Annotated in this window: 24 protein-coding genes, 1 pseudogene and 1 riboswitch; of the genes and pseudogenes, 9 read left to right on the top strand and 16 right to left on the bottom strand. The window is 64.6% G+C overall.

From position 1 onward, the window contains the following. Positions 1-29 precede the first annotated feature (29 nt). The gene (locus QD408_RS20620; protein ID WP_414140575.1) at positions 30-1,460 is read left to right on the top strand and encodes a hypothetical protein; all 1,431 of its coding nucleotides are present in this window, start codon (positions 30-32) and stop codon (positions 1,458-1,460) included. Between the two features lie 61 nt (positions 1,461-1,521). Beyond that, the gene (locus QD408_RS20615; protein ID WP_414140574.1) at positions 1,522-2,136 is read left to right on the top strand and encodes a 3'-5' exonuclease; all 615 of its coding nucleotides are present in this window, start codon (positions 1,522-1,524) and stop codon (positions 2,134-2,136) included. 78 nt (positions 2,137-2,214) lie between these two features. Here the strand turns inward: QD408_RS20615 and QD408_RS20610 are convergent, their stop codons facing one another. Both QD408_RS20610 and QD408_RS20605 read right to left on the bottom strand, forming a co-directional pair. After that, positions 2,215-2,664, bottom strand: a complete 450-nt coding sequence (locus QD408_RS20610) for a DUF4168 domain-containing protein (RefSeq protein WP_088685363.1) — start codon at positions 2,662-2,664, stop codon at positions 2,215-2,217. A 173-nt stretch (positions 2,665-2,837) separates the two neighbouring features. Next, positions 2,838-3,701, bottom strand: a complete 864-nt coding sequence (locus QD408_RS20605) for a DMT family transporter (protein ID WP_414140573.1) — start codon at positions 3,699-3,701, stop codon at positions 2,838-2,840. 162 nt (positions 3,702-3,863) lie between these two features. Between QD408_RS20605 and QD408_RS20600 the strand changes: the two genes are divergently transcribed. Next, positions 3,864-5,276: a PLP-dependent aminotransferase family protein gene (locus QD408_RS20600; RefSeq protein ID WP_414140572.1), complete on the top strand. Its 1,413-nt coding sequence runs from the start codon at positions 3,864-3,866 to the stop codon at positions 5,274-5,276. 220 nt (positions 5,277-5,496) lie between these two features. On the opposite strand, the gene QD408_RS20595 is transcribed toward QD408_RS20600, so the two are convergent. The 4 genes from QD408_RS20595 to QD408_RS20580 all read right to left on the bottom strand — a co-directional run bounded on the left by QD408_RS20595 (position 5,497) and on the right by QD408_RS20580 (position 9,868). Continuing rightward, positions 5,497-5,898, bottom strand: coding sequence for a response regulator (locus QD408_RS20595; protein WP_088685310.1), 402 nt, complete (start codon positions 5,896-5,898; stop codon positions 5,497-5,499). Between the two features lie 10 nt (positions 5,899-5,908). Then, positions 5,909-7,654 carry an ATP-binding protein gene (locus tag QD408_RS20590; protein ID WP_414140604.1) on the bottom strand — a complete coding sequence of 582 codons (1,746 nt, stop codon included), beginning with the start codon at positions 7,652-7,654 and terminating at the stop codon, positions 5,909-5,911. A 334-nt stretch (positions 7,655-7,988) separates the two neighbouring features. Next, positions 7,989-8,621: a PQQ-binding-like beta-propeller repeat protein gene (locus tag QD408_RS20585; protein WP_414140571.1), complete on the bottom strand. Its 633-nt coding sequence runs from the start codon at positions 8,619-8,621 to the stop codon at positions 7,989-7,991. 26 nt (positions 8,622-8,647) lie between these two features. Continuing rightward, entirely contained in the window at positions 8,648-9,868 is a 1,221-nt protein-coding gene (locus QD408_RS20580; protein ID WP_414140570.1) for a helix-turn-helix domain-containing protein, read from the bottom strand. 114 nt (positions 9,869-9,982) lie between these two features. On the opposite strand from QD408_RS20580, the gene QD408_RS20575 reads away from it, so the two are divergent. The 4 genes and pseudogenes from QD408_RS20575 (at position 9,983) to QD408_RS20560 (ending at position 13,778) form a co-directional block, all read left to right on the top strand. Further along, positions 9,983-10,777, top strand: a complete 795-nt coding sequence (locus tag QD408_RS20575; protein WP_414140569.1) for a DUF899 domain-containing protein — start codon at positions 9,983-9,985, stop codon at positions 10,775-10,777. Positions 10,778-10,782: 5 nt separating this feature from the next. Continuing rightward, positions 10,783-11,105, top strand: a pseudogene (locus tag QD408_RS20570) (hypothetical protein). Between the two features lie 358 nt (positions 11,106-11,463). Continuing rightward, on the top strand, positions 11,464-12,486 hold the full coding sequence (locus tag QD408_RS20565) for an LLM class flavin-dependent oxidoreductase (RefSeq protein WP_414140568.1): 1,023 nt from the start codon (positions 11,464-11,466) through the stop codon (positions 12,484-12,486). Between the two features lie 383 nt (positions 12,487-12,869). After that, entirely contained in the window at positions 12,870-13,778 is a 909-nt protein-coding gene (locus tag QD408_RS20560) for a LysR family transcriptional regulator (protein WP_414140567.1), read from the top strand. On the opposite strand, the gene QD408_RS20555 is transcribed toward QD408_RS20560, so the two are convergent. After that, positions 13,775-15,007, bottom strand: coding sequence for an MFS transporter (locus QD408_RS20555; protein WP_414140566.1), 1,233 nt, complete (start codon positions 15,005-15,007; stop codon positions 13,775-13,777). The two genes, QD408_RS20560 and QD408_RS20555, sit on opposite strands and share 4 nt — an antisense overlap. Beyond that, positions 15,004-15,654: a helix-turn-helix domain-containing protein gene (locus tag QD408_RS20550; protein WP_414140565.1), complete on the bottom strand. Its 651-nt coding sequence runs from the start codon at positions 15,652-15,654 to the stop codon at positions 15,004-15,006. Before QD408_RS20550 ends, QD408_RS20555 begins: the two co-directional genes overlap by 4 nt. 153 nt (positions 15,655-15,807) lie before the next feature. Between QD408_RS20550 and QD408_RS20545 the strand changes: the two genes are divergently transcribed. Continuing rightward, positions 15,808-16,491 carry a class I SAM-dependent methyltransferase gene (locus tag QD408_RS20545; protein ID WP_088685319.1) on the top strand — a complete coding sequence of 228 codons (684 nt, stop codon included), beginning with the start codon at positions 15,808-15,810 and terminating at the stop codon, positions 16,489-16,491. 19 nt (positions 16,492-16,510) lie between these two features. Here the strand turns inward: QD408_RS20545 and QD408_RS20540 are convergent, their stop codons facing one another. From QD408_RS20540 to QD408_RS20515, 6 genes are all read right to left on the bottom strand, one after another. Then, positions 16,511-17,596 (bottom strand): trypsin-like serine peptidase, encoded by a 1,086-nt coding sequence (locus tag QD408_RS20540; RefSeq protein WP_414140564.1) that lies wholly within the window; start codon positions 17,594-17,596, stop codon positions 16,511-16,513. Positions 17,597-17,678: 82 nt separating this feature from the next. Continuing rightward, positions 17,679-18,488 carry an ABC transporter ATP-binding protein gene (locus QD408_RS20535; RefSeq protein WP_414140563.1) on the bottom strand — a complete coding sequence of 270 codons (810 nt, stop codon included), beginning with the start codon at positions 18,486-18,488 and terminating at the stop codon, positions 17,679-17,681. A 7-nt stretch (positions 18,489-18,495) separates the two neighbouring features. Next, positions 18,496-19,488, bottom strand: coding sequence for a FecCD family ABC transporter permease (locus QD408_RS20530; RefSeq protein ID WP_414140603.1), 993 nt, complete (start codon positions 19,486-19,488; stop codon positions 18,496-18,498). Positions 19,489-19,529: 41 nt separating this feature from the next. Further along, positions 19,530-20,534, bottom strand: a complete 1,005-nt coding sequence (locus tag QD408_RS20525) for a FecCD family ABC transporter permease (RefSeq protein WP_414140562.1) — start codon at positions 20,532-20,534, stop codon at positions 19,530-19,532. A gap of 19 nt (positions 20,535-20,553) precedes the next feature. Then, on the bottom strand, positions 20,554-21,543 hold the full coding sequence (locus QD408_RS20520; RefSeq protein ID WP_414140561.1) for an ABC transporter substrate-binding protein: 990 nt from the start codon (positions 21,541-21,543) through the stop codon (positions 20,554-20,556). 99 nt (positions 21,544-21,642) lie between these two features. After that, positions 21,643-22,740, bottom strand: a complete 1,098-nt coding sequence (locus QD408_RS20515; RefSeq protein ID WP_414140560.1) for an adenylate/guanylate cyclase domain-containing protein — start codon at positions 22,738-22,740, stop codon at positions 21,643-21,645. A gap of 186 nt (positions 22,741-22,926) precedes the next feature. Between QD408_RS20515 and QD408_RS20510 the strand changes: the two genes are divergently transcribed. Next, positions 22,927-23,151, top strand: a complete 225-nt coding sequence (locus tag QD408_RS20510; protein WP_088685325.1) for a hypothetical protein — start codon at positions 22,927-22,929, stop codon at positions 23,149-23,151. A gap of 80 nt (positions 23,152-23,231) precedes the next feature. Here QD408_RS20510 and QD408_RS20505 read toward each other — a convergent pair whose 3' ends face one another. Both QD408_RS20505 and QD408_RS20500 read right to left on the bottom strand, forming a co-directional pair. After that, the gene (locus tag QD408_RS20505; protein WP_088685367.1) at positions 23,232-23,543 is read right to left on the bottom strand and encodes a GCG_CRPN prefix-to-repeats domain-containing protein; all 312 of its coding nucleotides are present in this window, start codon (positions 23,541-23,543) and stop codon (positions 23,232-23,234) included. Between the two features lie 184 nt (positions 23,544-23,727). After that, positions 23,728-24,174 (bottom strand): SRPBCC family protein, encoded by a 447-nt coding sequence (locus tag QD408_RS20500; protein WP_414140559.1) that lies wholly within the window; start codon positions 24,172-24,174, stop codon positions 23,728-23,730. 496 nt (positions 24,175-24,670) lie between these two features. Beyond that, a riboswitch (FMN riboswitch) is annotated at positions 24,671-24,813 on the top strand. Positions 24,814-24,819 lie beyond the last annotated feature (6 nt).

Genomic DNA, 24,819 nt, shown 5'->3' with positions numbered 1-24,819 from the left:
TGCATTTGGGGAACCGCAAGGATTTGACGATGCTTCGCATATTGACCGGATTTTTCAGCCTTCTTTACTTGTCCTGCCTCGCCTCGCCGGCTCTTGCCGCGGATAAATTCTGCCAGCAGAGGGAAACGATTCTCGCCTTCAGCGACATCGTGCTCAATGGCCACGACGCCTTGCCGCCGGCGGCCGTGGATAAGTACGGCCCCGAGGCGGCCTATCTCAAGATCCGCTATGCGGGGCTTGGCGATGAGGAGACCCGCATCCTGCTCGCCGCAGTGCTTCAACGGAGTCCCATATCTCAGGCTGCCGATGACCTCGTCTCTGCCTGGTATCTCCATCGCTTCGGTCACAAGGCGTTCCGTGGCGCGGCCAGCGCCGAAAAATTCGATGAAATGATGTCGGGACTTCGCATATCGGGCATCCGCGCGTTGCTGCTGGACGGTGGCGAAGATCTGCTGACGAAGCGGCTCGCTGCCTTTCCCTTCATACCGCTCGACACCACGGCCGGCGCATTCACCAAAGGCGGCGGCGTGATTTCGGCGTCGATCGTCGATCAGTCGGACGAATTCAAGGAGAAGATCGTCCGCACGGCGGAAGCCAACGGTGTGCCCGACATAGCAAACTATCTGGCAGCCAGCGAAAACGACCTTTCGGCATGGGGCCGCTTCATTGCGCGCGGCAGTACGAAAGGCAGTAAGGTTCGGCCGGATTTCGATGCCAATTTTGCGCGAGCCATGGTCGGGCATCCCAGAGTGAGTGGGAAAAGCCCGGAGCAGGAACAACTCCAGCATATCTTCATCGGAATGGCGTTCGAACCCGAGGAAAGCTTTTTGGAGAGCGTGACTGTGGTCGACGGTGAGTACAAGATCGGCGCTCTCGTTGCTCAAAGGCTGACGCAGCAAATCCAGAGCGGCGCGATCCAGAGAAGCGGCACGATGGATGCCGGCTGGCTCTTTGGCTATCGAACCGCCATCGATCTTGCCGGGCGATCGCAAATCGAGACCAATCTGGAGAAGAGAGCTTATTACGGCAATCGTTACGTCAGAACGTCAGGTGCCTTCACCGTCCGCGACGTCATAGATCGCCTGCTCGCCGTCGAGGCTCTGCAGCCTTACGTGACGGGCAAGGCGGATGCCGTGCCACCCAGACCCGAGGACTTATCCAACAAGATCAACTGGCCGCGCTGGACCGAGATGGCGACCAAGGTGCGCGATGACGCCATCTCGCCGATTCTCGTCGCCGATCTCGAAACCTTCGGCATCGTGACCGAACTGCTCTTCGCCAAGGGCGATCAGGAGGCCTTGCGGGCCTTTATACGGCAGGCCCCGAGCGGTGAAGCTCGCCTCTCCGTCGCCAATGATTTCGCCATGCGCCTCGACCGCGCCTGCGCCGCCTATCTCTACCATCCGGGGGAAGCCTTCACGCTCAACGGCCGGCCGATCTTCAAGTTCGATACGGAGTGAGACGCGATAAAATCAGCGCCACAATGGCCGCATTGGACAGTCCGTTTGGGAGCCGCAGACAATGAAAACCGCCATCATATTCGACTGTGAATTTCTCTGCCTCGAAGGCTCGCAGCGCCGGTTCTGGTGTGGGGCGCATGATCCCGATCCGGTCATCGCTGAGATCGGCGCCGTCAAGCTCGGCCTCGAAGGCGAATTCCTGATTCTCGATACGCACAAATCCTATATCAAGGCGGTCGACCGCTTCGGCAGACGGTATCCGCTCGATCCCTATTTCACCGATCTCACCGGCATTACCGAGGCGGATATCGAGGCTCATGGCGTTGCCTTGCAGGAGGCGCTTTCCGCTGTCGACAGCTTCTCGGGCGGCGCCCGGTTCTGGTCCTGGGGCAAGGACGAGATGAACATGATGGCGATCAGCTGCTATGTCGCCGGCATCGAGCCGCCCATCCCGGCCCGCCGCTTCGACAACGCCGCCAAGCTTCTCCTTGCCGCAGGCATGCCGATCGAGGATCTGGCAAAAACGCGAAGCAGCAAACTCGCCGACTATTACGGCGTCGAACATCCCCCATTCCAGGCGCATGACGGGCTCGACGATGCTCTGTCGATATCCTACACGCTACAGCATCTGATGCGGATCAGGAAACTGGATCCCGAGCTTTTCGACCGGCCCTGAGGGCCAAAGCTCTAAAGCAGTGCCCGGCCAAATGGCAGGCACCGCTTCTCCCACGAACGGCGCGGCGTTCGTGACGTCTTACTGCTGCGGCTGCGCCGGCGGCGGGGTGCCGATCTTTTCCAGAACCTTCTTGGCGAGAGCCGGGTCGCTCTGCGCGGCCGTCAGGATCGACGAATATTCCTCGACCGAGATGTCGTTGGAGGCCTGGACGGTTTCGACCATCTGCTTCTTGGCTTCGTCCTGCAGCTTCTGTTTTGCGGCCTGGTCCTTCGTCGCATCGATCTTGGCCGAATATTCCTGCCGGACCTTGTCGACCTGCACATAGGCGACGGCGAAGGCTTCAAGTTTCTGATCGCTGACGGGGGCCGCCGCGCCGCTGCCGCCGCCCTGTCCCTGCATCGGCGCCTGGCCCTGCGCGGCCGGCTGCTGTTGCGCCTGGGCAAGCTCCGTCGCATATGCCGGGCTGAGAGCAAGAAGGCTGAAGGCCGCGGCGGTCATCGTTGCGAGGGATGTGTAACGAGTGATCATTTTCATTCCTTTTCCGGTGATTTTGGACGGCAGCAAGACCGCCTCGGTCGATCGCTCAGCCGCTCGAAAAGGCTGGCGAGGTCGCAACGATGAAGCCTGAAAAGGGCTCGATGCGGCGATAACGGGGCCATTTGCTGACGATTGAGCGGCGGCTTTGTGGCATCAGCCCGAGTTCAGCGCGCAAACTTCCGCGCTCCGGCCACGCAGAAAATGACGGCCACCGTCACGCCGAGCATCGTCCATGTCACCGGCTCGTGCAGCAGGGTGGCGGCGAGCGCCAGGCCGAAGAAGGGTTGGAGCAGCTGCAGCTGGCCGACGGCGGCGATGCCGCCCTGGGAGAGGCCGCGATACCAGAAGATGAAGCCGATCAGCATGGAGAACAGCGAGACATAGGCAAGGCCGATCAGCGCCGGCGTTTCGATGCCGGAAAACGTCGCCGGCCGGTAGGCGAAGGCGACCGCGATCATGATCGGCAGTGACAGCACCAGCGCCCAGGAGATCACCTGCCAGCCGCCGAGCGTGCGCGACAGCCGGCCGCCTTCGGCATAACCGAGGCCGCAGGCGAGGATGGCCCCGAGCATCAGGAGGTCGCCGACCGGCGAGGCCGTCAGGCCCTGCGCCAGAGCGAAACCCGCCACCACCGCGCTGCCGAGAATGGAGAAGAGCCAGAAGGCCGGCTTCGGCCGCTCCCCGCCGCGGATGACGCCGAAGGTCGCGGTCGCGAGCGGCAAGAGGCCGATGAAGACGATCGAATGGGCCGATGTGACGTGCTGCAGCGCCAGCGCCGTCAGCAGCGGAAAGCCCACCACGACGCCGAGCGCCACGACGATAAGGGAGAGAATGTCGCGCCCGGCCGGCTGCTTCTCACGGAAGACGATCAGCAGGCAAAGCGCCAGAATGCCGGCGATCGCCGCGCGCGCCACCGTCAGGAAGACCGGATCGAACTGCGCCACCGCCACGCGCGTCGCCGGCAGCGAGCCGCTGAAGATCACCACCCCGATCAAACCATTGATCCACCCTGCCGTCATGCGCTCCATATGCATCCCTTCCCGATGCATGCCGCCCTGTGCGGCATGCATAAAAACAATGACCTAAGCCGCGTTTCCTGAATCGAATTCGCAAGAACGGGCCATTCACCCTTATCCGCCGATACCGATAGCCATGACAGTGACGGTCTGATACGGTTTGGCAAAACTGTTATGGTGCGGAAGGCAGTACGGATGAACGAAGAGCTGGCGGGACGCACCCGCGTCGAGATGGTCATGGCGACGATCCGGCAGCGCATCGCCGGGCGCAGCCTGACGCCGGGGGCAAGGCTGCCCTCGGTGCGCGGTCTCGCGGCCAGCATGAAGCTCTCGACCTCGACCATCGTCGACGCCTATGAGCGCCTGGTCGCCGAAGGCGCGATCCTGTCACGGCCGGGCTCGGGTTTCTATGTCGCCAATCAGGCCGCCCCCTTCGCGCTCGCCGAAGCCGGGCCGAAGCTCGACCGCGCCGTCGATCCCTTCTGGATCTCGCGGCAATCGCTGGAGGCCGATGAAGCCGATCTCAAGCCCGGCTGCGGCTGGCTGCCGCCCTCCTGGCTTCCCGGCGACGGCATGCGCCGGGCGCTCAGAACCCTTGCCCGCGCCGAGGGGCCGGCCCTTGCCGATTACGGCTCGCCGCTCGGCCTGCCGCCGCTGCGCCAATTGATTTCGCGGCGCATGGGCGAGCACGGCATCGGGGCCTCACCGGATCAGGTCCTGCTTGCCGAGTCCGGCACGCAGGCGATCGACCTCATCTGCCGCTTCCTGCTCGAACCCGGCGACACCGTGCTGGTCGACGATCCCTGCTACTTCAATTTCCATGCGCTCTTGCGCGCCCACCGGGCAAAAATCGTCGGCGTGCCCTATACTTCAGCCGGCCCGGATCTCGAGCTTTTCGCGCAGACCCTCGCCGAACATCGCCCGCGCCTCTACATCACCAATTCCGCCATCCACAATCCCACCGGGGCGACACTCTCCCCGGTCACGGCCCACCGCGTCCTGAAGCTCGCCGACCAGTTCGACCTGACGATCATCGAGGACGATATCTTCGCCGATTTCGAATATACGGCCGCACCCCGCCTCGCCGCCTTCGACGGGCTGGAGCGCGTCATCCATATCGGCAGCTTTTCGAAAACGCTCTCGGCGTCGGCCCGCTGCGGCTTCGTCGCCGCCAGGCCCGAATGGATCGACGGCCTCACCGACCTCAAGATCGCCACCTCCTTCGGCGGCGGCCGGATGACGGCCGAACTGGTGCTCAACGTCTTGAGCGACGGCAGCTACCGAAAACATATGGAAACGCTGCGGCAGCGGCTGGCGCGCGCCATGGCCGAGGTCTCCGCCCGGCTGAAGAGCCTCGGCATCATCCCCTGGCTGGAACCCCAGGCCGGCATGTTCCTCTGGTGCCGCCTGCCCGACGGCATCGACGCGGCCGATGTGGCCCGCGCGGCATTGGAAAAGCGCATCGTGCTGGCGCCGGGAAACGCCTTCAGCCTGTCGCAATCGGCGACGAATTTCATGCGGTTCAATGTGTCGCAGACGCTGGATGCGCGGGTGTTTGCGGTGTTGGGGGATGTGTTGGGGAGGTAGGATTAGTTCGAGGGCCTCATCGCACGCCCAATCATGCCCTTCGCTTACGCTTCGTGCATTCGCCCCAAAGGCGGGATAGACCCCTCCCCACAAGGGGGAGGGACTAATCTGGGGCACCGCCTCGCTCCTCCCGAAACGTCGAAGATTTGGAAAGCCGGTGCGGCAAGTTAAGCCCCTCCCCCTTGTGGGGAGGGGTTTGGGGCGGGGTCTTTTACCCCAATCAAAACGACCGATTGACCGCCTTGTCGTTCTCCAGCCGCGTCACACATCCCTCCAGCTTCGCAAGCAGCAGATCGAAATCGAGCGGCTTCGTCAGATAATCCGCAGCCCCGGCGCGCAGGCCCGCCAGCGTGTTTTCGCGGTCGGTCAGCGCCGTCAGCAGGATGAAGGGGATGTTGGAGAATTGCGGATGGTTGATCTGGATTTCCGCCAGCAGCTGGTGGCCGTCCATGACCGGCATCGAGATATCGCTGATGACGATGTCGGGCCATTTCGACAGGATCATTTCCAATCCCTCGGCGCCGTTTGCGGCCTCAAGCGTCCTGTATCCGGCTTCGTTCAGCTCCTCGACGAGGAGGTTCCGGATCTCGACTTCATCTTCTATGCACAGGACAGTGACCATGAGATTTTCCTTAGGCTGCAAATTGTTGGCCCTGCGATAGGCGCTCTATCGGCAGGAGAATCGTAAACACCGTGCCCTTGCCGAGCTCGCTTCTCACCTCGACCCTGCCGCCGTGCAGTTCGACGACCTGCTTGACGACGTTGAGGCCGATGCCGGTTCCGGCAATGCCGGTGGCGCTGCGGGCGCGGAAATAGGGCTGGAAGAGTTTCGGCAGATCCTCGGCATCGATACCGATGCCGCTGTCGGCGACCGAAATCTCCACCGTCTTTTCGTCGGCCCGGGCGCGAATATGAATATCACCCGCATGGGGCGAATATTTGACGGCGTTCGAGATCAGGTTGGTAAACACCTGCTCCATCGCGCTGCGGTCGAATGTCAAACGGTCCGGGATCGGCTCGATATCGAGATGGAGCACATGCGAGCGGCTGAGCGGGCGCTGCCTCTCGCAGCACTCGGCGAGCAGCGCTTTCAGATCGCCTTCGCTGCATTTCAGGGTAATCTGCCCGGTTTCCAGCCTGCCGCTGGCAAGGATGCTCTCCATCAGGCCGACCATGCGCACGACGGCGCTGCGGATCACGCCGGCTTTCTCGCGAACGTAATCTCCGCTGACATTGGCGGTGGAGCGGCAGAGCCGCTGGGCGGCCGCATCGATGATGGCGAGCGGCGTGCGGAACTCGTGCGAGGCCATGGCGACGAACTGGCGCTGCAGCGCATTGACGTGGCGTTCATGCGCGAGCAGCCGGTCGAGCTCTTCCCTCTGCCTTTCGATTTCGGCGGTGCGATCGGCCACCATCTCTTCCAGATGGTTGCGGTGGTGGGTCAGCTCGGCCTGGCTGTCGAGCAGGGTCAGCGAGGTGCGGTGCAGCCCGCGCCCGAGCCAGAAGACGGCGGTGATCAGGATCACAAGGCAGCCGAGCCCGGCCGGCGCGATCTGCTTCAGCAGCATGAAGCCCGGCCGGATGGGCGGCCAGACGAGATAGCCGATCGTGCCGCCGTCATGCGAGGCCACCGGCACCTGCGCCCGCTCGTCCGGGCCTTTGACAAGCGCGAAACGCAGCCCTTCGAGCCGGGCATAATGGGCGATGTTTTCGGCGACTTTGCCATCGATGAATTTGACCGAGACGGCGATGAACTCCTGGCCCGGCTCGATCTGCATCCTCGTCGAGCTCGGCAGCATGGGACGCGCGCTTATTATCGCCGGCCGGTTGCCGATCATGATCGTGCGCACCTGCGAGAGCTGGCCGAGCGGCGCGGCGCCGGGCTTTGCGGCACTTTCGGCAAGGGCGGCGCGCATCTCACCGGCAAGCGCCGTCATCTCCTCGCCATCGTCACTGCCGAGCCTCGGCGGCATGGCATCCGTCCCGTCGCGGAAGGCGAACATCAGCCGGTTGCTATCGTCGAAAATATAGGTCCTGTCGTGCCCGAAATACTGGCTGGTCCACCGCCCGACATTGTCGAGCAGCCACTCATGGTTCCGCTGCTTGGCATAGAGAAAGGCGTCGTCCCATTTGGTGACGCTGTCCTGTTCGCGCGGAAGCGCCTTGATCTGCTCTTCCAGCCCCTGGCCGACGAAATCGGCCTGCCGCCGCAGGGAAATGTCATCGACCTTCACGGAAGCAAGCCAGGCAAACCCGCAAAACAACACCGCCGCCGCCGAGGTGAGCGTCACCAATACGAACGTGATGTGCGATGTCAGCCCGACCTTCAATACCCGCAACCTTTTGACGGCGTCCGCTGCCGAGAAGTTGACACGCAAAAGTTGACGGACGGTGAATTGCGCCTGGCGAGCAATTGTCGCGGGCGTCAACATCCAGGAGAGCCTCATCCTGAGAGCTTGTGAATGTTTGGTGGCGTGCCGTGTGGCCCCCTCATCCGACCCTGCGGGCCACCTTCTCCCCACTGGGGAGAAGGGGATGAGGCGCCGTCGCGCATCTCTTTAACGTAGCGATAGAGTAAGACGAGGCGGTGGCCACGAGTCTCTTCTCCCCAGCGGGGAGAAGGTGCCGGCAGGCGGATGAGGGGGCCACACGGCACGCCTTTCAATCCTGGTGCCCCCGCGCTCAAAAAAATGTATGGAGTAGCAAGCCCTCCTACCCAGGCCGCCGCACCGCGCGGATCTTGCCGCTGCCGCCTCCACCGCAGAAGAAGCAGCCGGCGCCGTCGGATTCGAGGCCTGAGACGCCGGTGCCTTCGGGCATGTCGAGCCGCTCCAGCACCTCGCCCGTTTCGGGGTCGATGCGCCTGACGTCGCTGTCGTCGCCTTCCCAGGTGCCGTGCCAGAGCTGGCCGTCGACCCAGGTGACGCCCGTCACGACCCGGTTGGATTCGATGGTGCGCAGGATCTTGCCGGTTTCGGGATCGATCTGGTGGATCCTGCGGCCGCGATGCTGGCCGACCCAGAGCGTGCCCTCCGCCCAGGCGAGGCCGGAATCGCCGCCATTGCCGGGGGCCGGGATGGTGGAAAGGATCTTTCCGGTCTTCGGGTCGATCTTGTGGATGACGTCCTCGGCGATCTGGTAGAGGAATTCGCCGTCGAAGGCCGTGCCGGCATGGGAGGCGACTTCGATGGAGCGCACCACCTCGCCGCTGTCGGGATCGAGCGCGTTCAGCCTGTCGCCCGAGGCGAACCAGACGTGCCGGCCGTCGAAGGTGACGCCGTTGACGCGCTCGGCGTCCGGAAAGGGTCCATATTCACGCAGGATGGTCGCGGCAGATTTCTTCATCTCTTCCTCCTTGTGGATGACCCATACTAGTCGCTCGGCAGCGGCCCGGGGAGTAACAAGATCGTCGGGAAAGAGGAGAGCGGCGGGCTCATCCAGCGGCGCGCCCGCCCACGACCGATCGCCTGCGCCCTGCCCTCGCCGGCGAGCGAATCCAGCGCCCGCTGCACGGTGCGCGGGCTGGCGCCGAGCGCGATCGAAAGCGCCGAACTCGCCCACGCTTCGCCATCGGCAAGGAGGGCGAGCACCGCCGCATGCGGCCCTTCGACGAGCGGGGCGAGCACGGCGATCTCGGCCGCGCCGCCCGGCGACAGCGCAAAGCCGCGCTTGGTCGCCGAGACCTCCGCCAGCCCGGCCAGTTCGGCGCGCAGCCGGCCGATCTCGACGCGCAGCCGGGCGCGGTGGGATTCATCGGCATGTTTGCCGCGAAAGGCCCGCGCAATCAGCGCGCCACGCGCCACATCCGCCGGCCAGGCTTCGGCAAGCGCCCGGGCGAGCGCGAAAAGCACCGGCCGGCTGGCGAGCGGCACGACCGCACCGCCCGCGCGCACGACATGGCGACAGGCATCGACGACGAGCGTGCTTCCGGAAAACAGCGCCTCCACCTCGGCAAGCAGCAGCGGCCGTTCGTCCCCGCGGGAGATCAGCCGCGCCGCCGGCAGATCGAGCACGCGGGCGGCGGTTTCGACCTCCGCCGTCAGCACGGGCATGCCGGCCTGCCGCGCCGCAAGCCTCGCCCGGTCGAGTGCGGCGCGCGCCGCCTCCGTCCGCAGCCGCCGGACCGCGATGCCCGATGCCACCAGCTCATGGGCGGCCCGCAATGGCGGCGGCAGCGGCGTCGGGTCGAGCGCGGCCAATGCGCGCTCAGCTTCATCGAGCCGGCCGATCAGCACCATCCGGCGAATGGCGATATTGCCGGCATGGGCGGCGTTGACCCGGTCGCCATGCGCTTCCAAAACCCTGCGCGCCGTCTCCAGCGCCTTCGTCGGCCATGTCAGGTCGCGCGAGACGAGCGCGATTTCAGCCTCGGCGACCACGCAGCGCGCCCGCGCCACCGCCTCGCGCGGCCCGAAGGCACGCGCCGCACTCTTCAACAGCGCCTTGGCGCGGACGAGATCGCCGAGCTGCGCCATGGCAATGCCGCGCAGCGCGAGCGCCGGCGCATCGTCGCGCAGCGCCACCCGCTTCAAGGCACCCAGCGCATCACCCGATGCCAGCGCCCGCGCGGCGGCCGTGATCAGCGAGTCCATTCAAATCCCGTCACACTTGTCACTCCCGCCATTCGCCTGCCCGGCCGTAAGCTTCATCCAACGGCCGCAACCGAGCCGGATGCTACGACGAGAGACAGGCAAAGGAGAAGACCCATGACAGTGCCGAACGCAACACGCGAAGAATGGCTGGCCGCAAGGCTCGATCTGCTCGAGGAGGAAAAGGAACTGACGCGGCAAAGCGATGCGCTGGCGGCCAAACGCCGGCAATTGCCCCGCGTCCGGATCGACAAGGACTATCGCTTCAACACCGAAGGCGGCGGCGCCTCGCTGAAGGATCTCTTCGGCGGGCGCTCGCAGCTTCTGGTCTATCACTTCATGTTCGGGCCGGATTACAGCGCCGGATGCCCCTCCTGCTCCTCGATCGCCGATGGCTTCAACGGTTTCTTCGTCCATCTGGAAAATCACGACGTCGCCTTCTGGGCCGTCTCGCGCGCCCCGCTCGAAAAGCTCGAGGCCTTCAAGCGGCGCATGGACTGGAGCTTTCCCTGGGCGTCGTCGGGAGGCAGCGATTTCAACGCCGATTTCAGCGTCTGGTTCAGCCCGGAGCAGCAGCGCCAGGGCGAGATCGAATACAACTATCGCCGCGAACCGCCCGCTCCCGAGCCGGCGGCGGGCAAGACAGTGCCGGAATGGCAGCCGCGCGGCAGCGACGAACCCATCGTCCAGATCGCCTCCATGACCGGCACCGACGTCCCCACCTACACCCGCGACCGCCCTGGCGTCAGCGCCTTCGAACTGATCGACGGCGCCGTCTACCACAGCTATTCCAGCTATGCGCGCGGGCTGGACGGTCTCTGGGCAATGTACCAATGGCTGGACCGCGCGCCGAAAGGCCGCAACGAAACCGGCATCTGGTGGCGCCACCACGACCGCTACGGCAAGGAGTGACGACAATGGCGCTCTTCGCTCACGCCTCGAAACGGGCTGACGACGCCGGCCCCTCCCTCGACGCCGCCAACTGGCTGTCGCTCGCCGCAGCCGGCCCCGCCGCCGAGCCACGCAAATCCGCCCCCTCCGTCGCCGATTTTCTGTCGCTCGCCGCCGCCCCGACCTTCGCGTCATGGCGCTGCTGACGGCCGGGAGCCCGGATATGATCTGCATGACCATGCCCGATGCCTTTCCGCTCGCCGGGATGGCGCCGATGTACCTGCTGATGACCGGCTTCCACCTGGCACCGTGGTTGCGGCTTGTTGGTGGGCGGGGCATGAAGCGGTGATGAAGGTTCACCCGCCTCTCTGTAAGACACGAGGATACTGGAAGAGAGGGCGTGCCGTGCAGCCCCTCATCCGACCCTACGGGCCACCTTCTCCCCGCTGGGGAGAAGTGGGAGCCAGCGGCGCACGGCTGTAACCATATGAAACGCTTCGATTGGGAGCGAGGCCTTGCGGCAACATCCCTTCTACCCAGCGGGGAGAAGGTGCCGGCAGGCGGATGAGGGGGCCGCACGCGATACGCGGGCAAGAATCCAACCACGCGCGCTCAAGAAAGCCGCATCCCTCCGCTCCCGATTGTCTTGCGGCCCCAAACCATGCCATGACCGATCCACCACAAACCCAACGGATAAAGGCCTGGCCATGAAGAAGATCGGTTTTCTCTCTTTCGGGCACTGGACGCCCTCGCCCCAATCGCAGACGCGCTCGGCGGGTGACGCGCTGCTGCAATCGATCGACCTTGCCATGGCGGCCGAAGAGCTCGGCGCCGATGGCGCTTATTTCCGCGTGCACCATTTCGCCCGGCAGCTCGCCGCCCCCTTCCCATTGCTGTCGGCCGTCGGCGCCAGGACGAAGCGGATCGAGATCGGCACCGCCGTCATCGACATGCGCTATGAGAACCCGCTCTATATGGCCGAGGATGCCGGTGCGGCCGATCTCATCGCCGGCGGGCGGCTGCAGCTCGGCATCAGCCGCGGCTCGCCCGAGCAGGTGATCGACGGCTGGCGCCATTTCGGCTACGGCCCGCCGGAGGGCGAGAGCGATGCCGACATGGCCCGGCGCCACGCCGAAGTCTTCCTCGAAGTGCTGCGCGGCGAAGGTTTCGCCAAGCCGAACCCGCGGCCGATGTTTCCGAACCCGCCGGGCCTGCTGCGCCTCGAGCCGCATTCCGAAGGCCTGCGCGAGCGGATCTGGTGGGGCGCAAGCTCCAACGCCACCGCCGTCTGGGCGGCCAAGCTCGGCATGAACCTACAGAGCTCGACGCTGAAGGACGACGAGACCGGCGAGCCCTTCCACGTCCAGCAGGCCGATCAGATCCGCGCCTATCGCGAGGCCTGGAAGGCGGCCGGCCATACGCGCCAGCCGCGCGTCTCGGTCAGCCGCAGCATCTTCGCGCTGGTCGATGAGCGCGACCGCGCCTATTTCGGCTATGGCGGCGACGAAGGAGACAAGATCGGCTTCATCGACGAGAAGACCCGCGCAATCTTCGGCCGCAGCTACGCCGCCGAGCCCGACGTGCTGATCAGGCAGCTCGCCGAAGACGAGGCGATCGCCGAAGCCGACACGCTGCTGCTCACCGTCCCCAACCAGCTCGGCGTGGAGTACAATGCCCATGTCATCGAGGCGATCCTGACCCATGTGGCGCCGGCGCTCGGCTGGCGGTGAGCTCGGCGGCGATATTGATGGCTTTATCGAAGGACGGGTTTTGGGCGCGGGCATCACCCGGCCTATTCCCGTGCTTATCAAAGAGCGAGGATGGAGAATGCCTTGTGTCCAGCCGGACGAAGACCCCTCCCCAACCCCTCCCCACAAGGGGGAGGGACTAAGCTGAGGCACCGTCTCGCTCCTCCCGAAACGTCGAAGATTTAGGAAGCTGGTGCGGCAAGTTAAGCCCCTCCCCCTTGTGGGGAGGGGTTTGGGGCGGGGTCTTCTACAAGCATGCCGCCAACAGTCGGCGCCCCCTACCTCAAGCAGCATCAACGCCCCAAGCCTTGAACCATCGCATGGCTGACCGAGTTATGGCTGTACCGAACCGCTCGAGTTGCCTCATGCCACGCACGAACCTCAACGATATCCTGATCTTCATGGCCGTCGTCGATGCCGGAAGCTTTGTCGGCGGCGGTCAGGCCATGGGGCTTTCGCGTTCGGCGGCGGGAAAGGCCGTGATCCGCCTGGAGGACCGGCTGGGTGCGCGCCTGCTCACGCGGACGACGCGGAGCCTCAGCCTGACCGAGGAAGGCCGGCTGTTCTACGAGCGCGGGCTGCAGATCCTCGCCTCGGTCGACGAGGCGGAGGCGAGTGTCGCAGGCAAGAGCGGCACGCCGCGCGGGGTTCTCCGGCTCACCGTTCCCGAGGCCTTCGGCCGGCTCGTGGTGCTGCCCTTGCTTGAAAAATATCTGCGCGCCTGGCCCGATCTCCAGGCTGAGGTGAGCTTCACCGACCGCCTCGCCGACATCGTCGAGGAAGGCTTCGATCTCGCCATCCGGATCGGCGCGATGCCCTCGGCTTCGGACAGCCGCCTCGCCTCGCGCGTCATCGCAAGCGAAAAGCTGCGGCTCTGCGCCTCGCCCTCCTATCTCGCCGAGCGCGGCGAGCCGCGCGATCTCGAAGATCTCGCCGCCCATGACTGCCTGTTCTTCACCAGCCGCAATCAAAGGCAGGGCTGGCGCTTCCGCGGCGAAGGCGGCGCCCTCGTCAAGGCGCCGGGGCGCAGCCGCCTGCGGCTCGACCGCGGCGAAGCCATCCGCGACGCGGCGCTGGCGGGCTTGGGCGTCGCCCTCCTCCCCGATTTCCTGATCGCCGCCGATCTGACCGCCGGCCGCCTTCGCCACGTCCTGCCTCACCTCGAAACCGAAGACGCCAAGATCGTGGCGCTCTACCCCGACAAACGTCTGCTCGAACCACGCGTGCGCGGCTTCATCGACCTGATGGCTGGGGAGTTCGGGCGTCGCGGCTAGAATTGCACAGCCTTATCGAAACCGCGAAAGCTCCTCAGCGCCAGCGGCGCAAGGGTGGCGGCGAGATAGGCGAGCCCGGTGAGGAACAGTGCTCCGGCAAGGCCGATCGTGCTGATCAGCGCGCCGCCGACGAGGCCGCCGAAGGGGATGAGGGCAAAGCAGAGGGCCGCGTTCATCGCCGTAACGCGGCCGGTCAGCGGTTTGGGGATGCGCTCGAAGATCACCGCCGACAGGATGGGGTTGAGGAAGCCGGAGGCAAAGCCGGCGATGGCGAGCGTCGCGAAGACGGAGCCGAGCGGCGCATCGACCGCCAGCACCAGAAAGCGCGGAAATCCGGTCAGCAAAAAAGCCACGGTATAGACGATCAGGCGCGGCAAGCGCTCGCCGATGCCGGCGGCAATCGCCGCCCCCGCGATCGAGCCGCCGGTGAAGGCGGCAAACATCGCGCCGAGCAGCTCCGGCCCGTGACCGGCATCCCGCGTCCAGACGGGCAGCAGCACGGCATGATAGGCCTGATCGAGCAAATTGGTGATCGCCACCATGGCGACGATGCTGACCAGAACGGCATCGCCGCTGAGAAAGCGCCAGCCCTCGCGGAGATCGTCGAGATAGGACGAGACCTTGCCCGGCGAAGCCTGGGATAGCTCGGGAATGCGCGGCATGCCTGTTATGCCCAGGCTGACGACCAGCGCGGCGGCGGCGAAGGTGACGGCGTTGACGACGAGCGCCTGGCCTGGGCCGATGAGCCCGATCAGCGCGCCGGCGCCGGCCGCGCCGACCGTCGAGGCCAGCCGCTCGATGGCGCTGGCAACACCTGTCACCCGCTCGAGCGGCACGTCCGCCAGCGCCGCGATATCGGGCACCATCGCCTGCTTGGCGGCATCGGACGGCCCGCGCAGCACGCCCATGGCAAAGACGAGAGGCAGCAGCACCGGCACGGTCAAGAGACCGAAGAGATCGAGAAGCGGCACCAGCCCGACCACGACAACCGAAGCAGTGTCGCAGAGGATGGCGATGCGCTTGGCGCCGACGCGGTCGATCAGCGGCCCGCCGAGCGCCTTGGCCAGCACATAGGGCAACATCTCCATCATCGCCGTCAGCCCGGTCAGCACCGGGCTGCCTGTGGCGCTCAGCACCAGCCAGGGAATGGCGATGGTCGAAAGCCGGGTGCCGGAAAGCGAAAGCGTCTCGGCGGCGGCAAGCGCCAGGAAGGGTCCGCCCCTTCTCACGGCTCGTCCTCCCGCTCGCGGTGCGGAACACGGCCCGGATAAGGGAAGGCATGCAGCATGACATAGAAAGGAACGACGTCAGGATTTTGAGAGGCCGCCTCTCCCAGCGGCGGGGCGGCTTGCATCGCTTCGAGAATGATGTTCCTCAGCCGTTTCGTCAGGGCCTCCGCCTGTTCGGCCGTCATCGGGATGATGACGTCGTCGGCGGCCGTCGCCTTGCGCCATTCGGCCGGCAGATCGGCATATTCCTCCAGCGCCTCCTGCATCTGGCCGACCTGCAGCGAAAGTGCGGCCTGGTTGAAGGCGATATCGAGATCCAGCGCCTCCCCCTCGGCTTCGCTCGGCGGCACCGAGGTCAGCTCATGGCTCGCGCGCCACCAGCGGTCGCGCCGCGAGGCATGCGGCACCTCCTCGATAAAGCCGTATTGGGCGAGCTGGCGCAGATGATAGCTGGTCGCGCCGCTGTTCAGGCCAAGCCGGGCGGCAAGCTGCGTCGCCGTGGCCGGGCCGTCGATCCTGAGCATGCCGAGCATGCGCAGCCGGACCGGATGCGCCAAGGCCTTCAGCGCGGTCGGTTCGGGCACGACCCGGCTGACGGTACGGGAGGCGGCGGCATCTGCGGCAGGGTCAGAATCCTGTTCTTTCATGATCTAAGCATACATTGCAAACATATCTTTGCAAAGATTTCTTTGCAAAATTCATTGAGCTGGAAAGGCTCTTGAAAACCGGCATCGCACCTAGCCAAGCATGATTCCGCCCCCTAAGACCGTCGCCATGATCCGCATGAACGAGGGTACGGGATGGCTGAGGAAGCGCAGAAAAACATCGGCACGTGGTACATCGACCCCAATGCCGAAGACAGGATGGCCGATGGACATGCGCCCATCTGGCGCCACCTGATCGATCTGATCCTCGAGCGCGACCTCTCCGAAAAAAGCGTGCTCGATTTCGGCTGCAACCAGGGCGGCCTGCTGCGCCATCTCTATGCGATCCGCCCGTTCCGCAAGGCGCTCGGCGTCGACATCGCCGAAACCTCCATCGCCAAGGCCGAGACGCTGAAAGGCAATTTGCCGATCCAGCATCAGGTCGGCGGCAGGCTGGACGGCTGGAGCGAGGAATTCGATCTCGCCCTCAGCCACGAGGTCATTTATCTCGTCCCCGATATCGACGCCCACGCCGCCGACATCCGCCAGGCACTGAAACCGGGCGGCGTCTATTACGCGGTGACCGGATGCCACACGGACAACCCGCTCTGGCCGAAATGGCGCGAGCTCGTGGCCACACGCACCAACACCGTCGTTCAGGATCGATCGATCACCGATTACGGCCGCGCCTTCGAAAAGGCGGGCTTCGACGTCTCCGCCCGCAAGCTCGAATATGACGGCTTCATCCCCTTCGTGGCGGACGGCTGGACGCCGGACTTTGCCGATGCGCTCAACTATTACACCCAGACCAAGATCGTCTTCAGGCTGGTGAAGCGCTGAGGCGGCCAGGAGATCGCATCTACAGCAGGTCTGACGGATTGACGCGGATGCCGAACCGTGCCTTTTCGCCGGACCAGGAATGGATGCCGATCACCTCCCCCGTCGCGAAGGAGACGAGCGGAGCGCCGGCCGCGCCGACATCGCCGTCGCAGCGATAGGCAATGACGGATTGTTCGTCGATCTCGCTGATGCTGCATTCGGCATCCACCGAGGCGCTGAAATCGGCGGTATCTCCCTTGAGGAACGGCATGATCAGCCGGTCGCCAACGACGGGCGCATCTGGCCTTATCTTCAGGATCTGTTTTCCAGAGACGGGAGCCGTCAGCCTCAGCAAAGCGATCCGGTGATCGGAAGACCCCTCGCCGCGCAGAACGACACTTTCGACCCGTGGCTCGGCCCCGGCTGCGGCGACTCCCTGCAGCTTTATATCGCCGAGTTTCGGTGAGCCCGCAGCAATGTCGCCCGGCACGCAATAACCGATCGTCGCTATCGTCCGCTCGCCGATCAGGAAACCGGTGCATTTCTGCCATTCCCGAACGCTCTGCCGGATCATCACGAGCACCAGCGATTCCCCCGCATTCTGGACGCGTTTCAACACGCCGCCATCCAGTATGTTGTTGCCGCCGAAGGCCCGCCAATTATCGGCCGCCGATGCGGTCGCGGCGGAAACCGTCTGCGGGGCGAGTGCAGGATCCTTCTTCAGATATTCCGAAACCGGGCCGCTGTAGTTGGGAATGAGGCCAGAATCGACGAGAAAATGAAGATTGGCAATTCTGGCGGCGCTGTCCGGCACTTCCAGATATTTCTTGATCAGCTCCGACTGAAGCTTTTCCCGCTCCAGCGTGATGGTGTTCTCGCTCTTCTCTCTTTCCAGAGCGATGGTGTTCTGGTTGGAGTAATAAGCCGTGATGGAATTGACGAATATCGTGATGATGCCGCCGAATATTGCCAGCAATAACGGTGATTTGAGGAAACCGAACCGCTCTCGCATCATCTCGATGCGCGACGTCTCCTGCTTGTACTTGAATTCCTTGTCGAACTTCTCTTTCTCGAATTCGAAAAGCTCGCGCTTTGAAGGTTCTTCCGTTCCCTTGATACCAGTCATCTTATGCCCCCCGCCCCCTGCAACAAACGCAGTCGATGCAACTAGAATATAGGTGTCGAGCTGTATTGCAATCTGATGACGGTTATACCTGGATCACGCCTGGCACCGACTGAAGTTTCACCAGCTCGACATCGAAATGCGGCGGACTATCTGCAGTGACCTGGACGAAACGCCCCCTGACGCGGAAGATTTCCTGGACGAGGTTGCGCTCGGCAAGCTCACGCGGGGCGCCGTCGAACCTGAGGTGCCCCTTTTCGAGCAGTGAAATGCGGTCGCTGACCGCGATTGCCTGGTTGATGTCATGGATCGCCATGACGACGGTCACGCCCTTTTGGCGGCTCAGCCGATGCACCAGATCGAGCACCTCGACCTGATAGCCGATATCGAGGAAGGAGGTCGGCTCGTCGAGCAGCAGGATCTCCGCTTCCTGGGCGAGAGCGGCTGAAATCCACGCCCTCTGCCGTTCGCCGCCGGACAGTTCCCGCAGGCTGCGGTCGGCCAAATCGGACAGCCCGGTACTTTCGAGCGCCCATTCGATCGCCTCTTCGTCGCGGCTGTCATAAGAGCGGAACAGGCCGACATGCGGATATCGGCCCTGGCGCACGAGCTGGGCGACGGTCATCTCATCGGGTGCGGTCGGCTGCTGTGGCAGGAAGGCGAGCCGCTTCGCCAGCATCCGGCGCGACATGGAGGCGACAGCAATGCCGTCGAGCGACGCCCTGCCCTCGGCCGGGCGGATGAGCCCGGCCAGCGCATGCAGCGCCGTGCTCTTGCCCGAACCGTTCGGGCCGATCAGCGCCCGGATCTCGCCCTTTTCGAGCGAAAGGCTGAAGCTGTCGAGAGCTTTGCGCTTGTTGTACGTCACCGAGAGGTCGGAACAGGACAATGGCATTTCGGCCTCACATGGTTTTGCGCAGCAGCGCGAGCAGAAGCGGAACGCCGAAGACGGCTGTGACCACGCCGATCGGAATTTCCTCGGCCTGCCCCAGCAGCCTGCCGATGAGATCGCCGAGCGTAACGATGACGGCGCCGAGCACGATCGTCAGCGCAAGCGACAGCATGAAATTCCGTCCCGACAGGAGGCGCGCGAGATGCGGCACGATGAGGCCGACGAAGACGATCGGGCCGACCGCGCCGACGGCACTCGCCGCAAGCGCGCAGGAGACGATCAGCACGATCGAGAACTGCCTGCGATAGCCGAGGCCGAAGGAGCGTGCGACAGGCGCATCGAACCGCAGCAGCGTCAGCGGCCGGTAGATGACCGGCAGCATGGCGAGCCCGGCGATGGTGAAGGGCAGCAGAAAGAGCGCGTGATCCCAGCTGCGGGCGTAAAGACTGCCGGACAGCCATTCGAGAATGATCTCGATGCGGGCCGATCCCCATCCGGCGATGAGGCCGATCGCCATCGCATGCAGCACCGCGCCGACCGCCACGCCGCAGAGCGTGATGCGCAACGCACTGAGCCCGAGGCGGAAGGCGAGCAGATAGATGACGCCGCCGGCAAGCAGGCCGCCGGCAAGGCCTGCCGCAGGCAGCCATGCGACCGGCAGTTCGGCCAGCGTGTTCGAGCCCGGCTCGAAGATATAGACGGTAAAGAGCAGGAAGATCGTCACCGACAGCGTGGCCCCCTGCGACACACCCATCAGCGATGGGTCGGCGAGCGGATTGCGGGTGATGGTCTGCAGGAGATATCCCGCCAACGAAAAATGGATGCCGGCGAGAATGCCGGTGGCGATGCGCGGCAGCCGGATATCGAGGATGATCAGCCGCGCTTCCGCCGAACCGCCGCCGGTCAGGACGGCCGCGACGTCACCCATGGGAATATCGGCGACGCCGAGGAAGACCGCCGCCGCTAGCGACAGGAGCGCGAAGACGCCAAGCGCGAAGGCCATGCCGAAACTTGTTGAATCGGCCGATATCGATGCCGGCGCGCTCATCGCGTCTCACCCGCAAGGCTCAGCCGTCCGCGCTGGACGAGATAGATGAAGATCGGGCCGCCAAGCAATGCGGTGATGATGCCGACCGGCAGCTCGCGCGGAATGGCGATGCTGCGCGCGAAAACGTCTGCGACCGTCACGATTAGCGCGCCGAGAGCCGCGCTCAACGCGATCTCCCATCCGGTGCCGCTGGGCTTGAGCAGCCGGGCGATGTGGGGAGCGGCAAGCCCGACGAAGGCGACCGGCCCGGCGATCGGCGCGATGCCCGCGACCGGGACGACGGCCAGAATGAGGATGAGCGGCTTCCACAGGCCGAGCTGCAGGCCCATTCCGGCCGCTGCATGATCGCTGAGCGTGAACATGCCGATGACGCGCCGCAGAACCAACGCCCCGACGACGCCGGCGATCGTCCAGGGCAGCATGTAGAAGAGATGAGACCAGGTGCGCCCCTGGAAACCACCGGCAAGCCAGAAGAGCAGCGATGCCGATTGCGGCCCGGTCAAGAGCAGCACATAGGTGGTGATCGCGCCCAGAAACAGCGAGACGCTGACGCCGCCAAGCGCAAGCTGCAATGGCCGTCCCTGCCCGCCGCGCGACACCCAGAACGTCATGGAAGCCGCGGCAAGCCCTCCGGCAAGGCCGATGAAGGGATAATAGGCTGGCGAAAGCCAAGGCAAGAAGACGAAACAGCAGACGATCGGCGCGACCGCGCCCGAGGTCACGCCGGTAATGCCGGGATCGGCCAGGGGATTGCGCGTCAGCGTCTGCAACACGTAGCCGGAAACCGCAAGGCCCGCTCCGCCGGCCGCCGCCGCTAGGCTGCGCGGCAGGCGCAGCGTCCAGACGAGAATGGATTCGAGCTTGCCGTCGGGCGCCAGGAGCACGCGCAACACGGTCTCCACTGAAAGCGTCTTGGCGCCGACCAGCAGGCCGAGCATCGCCGCCAGCGTGGCGGCGACGGCGATGAGCCCTATGGCCAGGAATGATTGCCGGGGGCTCATTGCAAGCCTTGTCCCGGAATTAGTTCTGCAACTCGGCCGGGATCAGCTTGGCGGCTTCGGCCTTGACGTCGACGGCCGGGAACGTATCGGGGTAGAGGTAGTGCGCGGCCTCGCGCAGGACGATTTCGCGGGCGATCGGGCCATTGGTCTCGACCCACTGGTCGCCGACATAGAAGACGCGGTTGTTCTTCACCGCCGACAGCTGCGACCAGATCGGGTTGCCTTCATGTGGGCGATCCGGGCCGGAATCATAAACGAAGATGACCTCCGGATCTTTTTCCAGCATGGTTTCCAGGCTGAGGTCGATGCCGAACTCGCCGCCAACGGTCTTCGGCCCGGGAACATTGTCGCCGCCGATCGCAGCCACGATCGAGGCCGAGGTATTTTCCGTATGGAAAGCGAAAGGCGTCGCACCGCCCCACATGATCAGGAAGCGCGGATGAACATCCTTAGGCGCCTTGGCGGCGAACTCCGCCAGATGCTTGCGGAAATCGGCGTTCAGTTGCTCGCCGCGCTCGGGCTTGCCGAGCAGCTTGGAAAGGGCGGCGGTCTCGCTGTAGCTCTCTTCGAGCAGCTCCATATTGTAGGCAACGTAAGGCGCGATGTTCTGAAGCTGGGCAGCATTGCCGGCCGTGTAGCGGCGGATGGCGATGATCAGGTCCGGCTTGGCTTCGGAGAGAAGTTCGAGATTGGGCTTGGCGCGCTGGCCGATCTGCTTCATCCCGGACGTCAGGCCGAGCAGGAAATCGGGCTCGCGGCCTGAAGTCATATAGGTGCTTGCGACCGGCTTGATGCCGAGCGCGAGAGCCACGTCGTCGGCGAAATAGGAAATCGAGGCAATGCGCTTCGGCTGCGCCGGGACTTCGACGGTAACGCCGCGATCATCGATGATGACGCCGCGATCATCGACGATCGAAACCTTCTTGCCATCATCCGCCTGGGCGGCACCTGCCACCAGCATTGCGGACAGGCCCAGGACCGAGAAAAATCTACCTGCGTATCGAGTCATATCTGACAACTCCCCTCTGATGCGCAGAGGCTTTAGCCAAAAAAGAGGAGTTTAACAATCAGGATTCTTTCGCGCGCTTTCTGAGAAAACACGGCTGTCTCAATCCTCCGGCAGGGCAAAGACGGCGCAGGACTCGGCGATGCCGCGCAGCACGTGTTCGCCGAGCGGCGTCAGCGGGCCTTCGGTGTTATTAGCCACGGCGCCCGAGATCAGCACGCTTCGGCCGAGCGGCTTGCAGAGCCCTTCCAGCCGGCTGACCAGATTGACGGCCGGGCCGATGGCTGTGAAATCAAGGCGGTCGGCGGCGCCGATATTGCCCCAGAGGATCTCGCCGAAATGGAGCGCCGCGCCGAAGGGCAGCGGCGCCAGCCCCTGGGCCTGGCGCATCTGGTCGAGATGAGCCATGCCGGCGCGGCAGGCGGCGACGGCCCGCAGCGCCGCCTCGCAGGCTTCCCGATCGGCCCGGGCTTCGTCGCCGGAAGCCTTCGCGACGGGAAAGATCGCCAGCACGCCGTCGCCGATGAATTTCAGCACCTCGCCGCCGAAGGCGTGCACCGCGCCGGCGACGCGGTCGAAATAAGCGTCGAGCGCCGATATCATCGCCTGCGGTTCCGTCACTTCAGAAAGCGCGGTGAAATCCCGCAGATCGGCGCAGAGAAGTGCCGCGCGAATGGTTTCGCCGGTGCCGCGGGCAAGCGCGCCGGACTGGACACGCGCCGCACTGCGCCGGCCGAGATAGGCTTCGAGAAGAGCCGCCCGCGCCTCCCGTGCCGCCAGCGCTGCCAGCGGCGCGGCGGCAAAACGCGCGACCTCCTTCAGCCGCGCGGCTTCATCGGAAGCGAATTTACCCGCCCCTGCCCCCTTGCCGATGCCAGCCCAGCCGAGCATGGCGCCGTCCTGCGAAGGCCCGATCCTCTCCTCCCAAACCGGCCCGAGCCCGGCCAGCCACTCGCGCCCGGCATCGCTTCGCGGTGCGGCGGCAAAAGCGAGCGCCTCGATGACCGCCCCGGTCTCGGCCCGCCACAGCCAGGTGCGCCGCGCGATGATCGGATGCGGCACCGAAAGCGTCAGCGCCCCGCCGGAAAGCGCCAGGCCATCGGCCAGCAGCCGGCGCCCGAGCTCGGCCAGGAAGCGCTCGGGACCAGGCGACGCCGCGGCCTCGTCAATCAGCCAGGCAAGGGAGGGAGGCAGATCCATGTGTTGAGATTGGCATCGCCCCGAGATGTTCGCAAGCGAACGTTCCACAATCCTGTCAACCCCACCGCCGAACAAGCCTGTGGAAAACCGTTCACCACGGTGGAAAACAACCAGATAAACACCTTTAAATTGCGCGACATTGATTCGGTTATGTGCCAGCTTGTCATTAGCGATTGAGGGGTTGCTATGGGCACGACATATTGGCCGAAAGATCCGCTTGACGGGAATGACATGACGCTGCTGACGTCGATCCTTCGGCGCTGGTGTGCGCGTTATGGGATCGAATTCACGGCGGAAGAGAGCAAACGGAAGGCCAGGGAACTCGTCGAGTGGTTCGAGTTCGGGGTCAAGGACCCGGCCGAGCTCGAAGAGCTGATCGACGGAAAGCACTGGCTCGTCAGCCGCATCTGAGCGCAGCCGTCATTTCCAAGAAATAAAGGCCGGGCGAAACATCGCACCGGCCTTCGTTCGTCTGCCTCTGTCCAAGGATTTTAGTAATCGTCCCGCCAGCGGCGTTCGCGATCCCAGCGCCGCTCCTCGCGCCAGCGCGGGCCGTCCCAATGGCGGTGATGCCGCCGTTCCCAGCCCCAGCGCGGCGGACCGCCGTAGAAAGCCACCGGCGGCGGGCGGCGCCAGTTGCGCCGGCATTCGCCCCAGCGGGTCAGGTGCCAGCCGCGGCCACAGGCGTAGTCGACCTTTGTGACAGTGCTCTCAACCTTGATTGTCCCTACCGGCATCGCCTGCGCTGTGCCGATCGAGAGGCTGCCAGCGAGCAAGGCAGCCGCGATAGAAAGTGCCTTCATCGAAAACTCCATTTCATCCAGCCGCAACCACCTTAGGAGCGCCAAATTGAACTGGAGATGAACTGCACGTTCATGTTTGCAGGCAGGAAAACAGCGCTTTTGGACGCCCGGCCGCAGCGCCGGCAAGCCGTTCCTCCCGCAGCGTCAGGCGCTTGAGGAGCGTCCCCCGCCTGCCGAAAACCGTTCATGTCCTGCCGTAAAAAGGATCCGGACCGGGGTTCCGTCCGGCCGCGACTTCGGTCAGCCGGCCGAGATAATGCGCCCAGCCTTCCTCATGGCCGGCGCATTGTTCCGCACTCGGCAGACCGCTGTGGGTGAGCCGCAGAAGCGTCCCGCCGCCCTGCTCGATCAGGTCGATCTCGACCAGACTCGATCCCGGCGGCACCACCTCGCTGCCGTCCCAGCCGAAACTGTAGGCAAGCCGATGCACCGGCACCACCTCGCGAAACGAGCCGCGCGCAAAGCGGGCGCCGGTGACGTTGACGAGATAAAGCCCGCCCGGCTCCGGCTCGATCTCCGCCTCCGTCCCCATCCAGCGCAGGATCTTCTCCGGATCGGTCATCAGCGCAAACACCGCCGCCGGCGGCGCCGCAATATGCGCCTCGCGATGGACGACGAAAGATTCTGGCATCGCTCTCTCCCATGGTTGCTGCCCTGCCCCTTATGACGCCGAGCGGCATGCTTTTTCGACATGGATGTCCTCAGCAGGAGCATGTAGGCGGAAGGGCGTGATCAGCAAGGGTGGTGGGGTATGCATCTATCGTCTGTCAGAGCACTCCCCTCGCCCTTCGAGGGGGCACCACCTCTCCTCCTCATTCCTGTGCCTGTCACAGGAATCCAGCCACGGCGCGTCCGCGCCGTGAATGACTCACGAATGGCTCACCTGGAATGAAGAGAGTCTCCCGTGCCCGAGGACTTAGGCGCGCTGGATCCCTGTGACGAGCACAGGGATGAGGGAGGTTGGAGCAGCGTGCAGCATCCCGCAACATCCCTCATCCCGCTCAGGCCAGAGGCCGGAGCCTCGAAGGACATGCTGCAACGGTGCTCCTTGTATCCATCAGCCGCCAACCCCACCCACGAAACCATCTTCCCCCTATTGCCAGCCCGCCGCCTTGCCCCTATTGTCGCGCCGTTCTCAGGGCGGGGTGAAAGTCCCTACCGGCGGTATGCAGTTTCGATTGCGAGCCCGCGAGCGCCTTCTTCGGAAGGGTCAGCAGATCAGGTGAGATGCCTGAGCCGACGGTCATAGTCCGGATGAAAGAGAACGCGCGTTGCT

This window comes from Rhizobium sp. BR 249 (genome assembly GCF_047445895.1).
In the GTDB taxonomy this organism is placed as follows: domain Bacteria; phylum Pseudomonadota; class Alphaproteobacteria; order Rhizobiales; family Rhizobiaceae; genus Rhizobium.
This window is presented reverse-complemented; position numbering and strand designations above follow the sequence as displayed.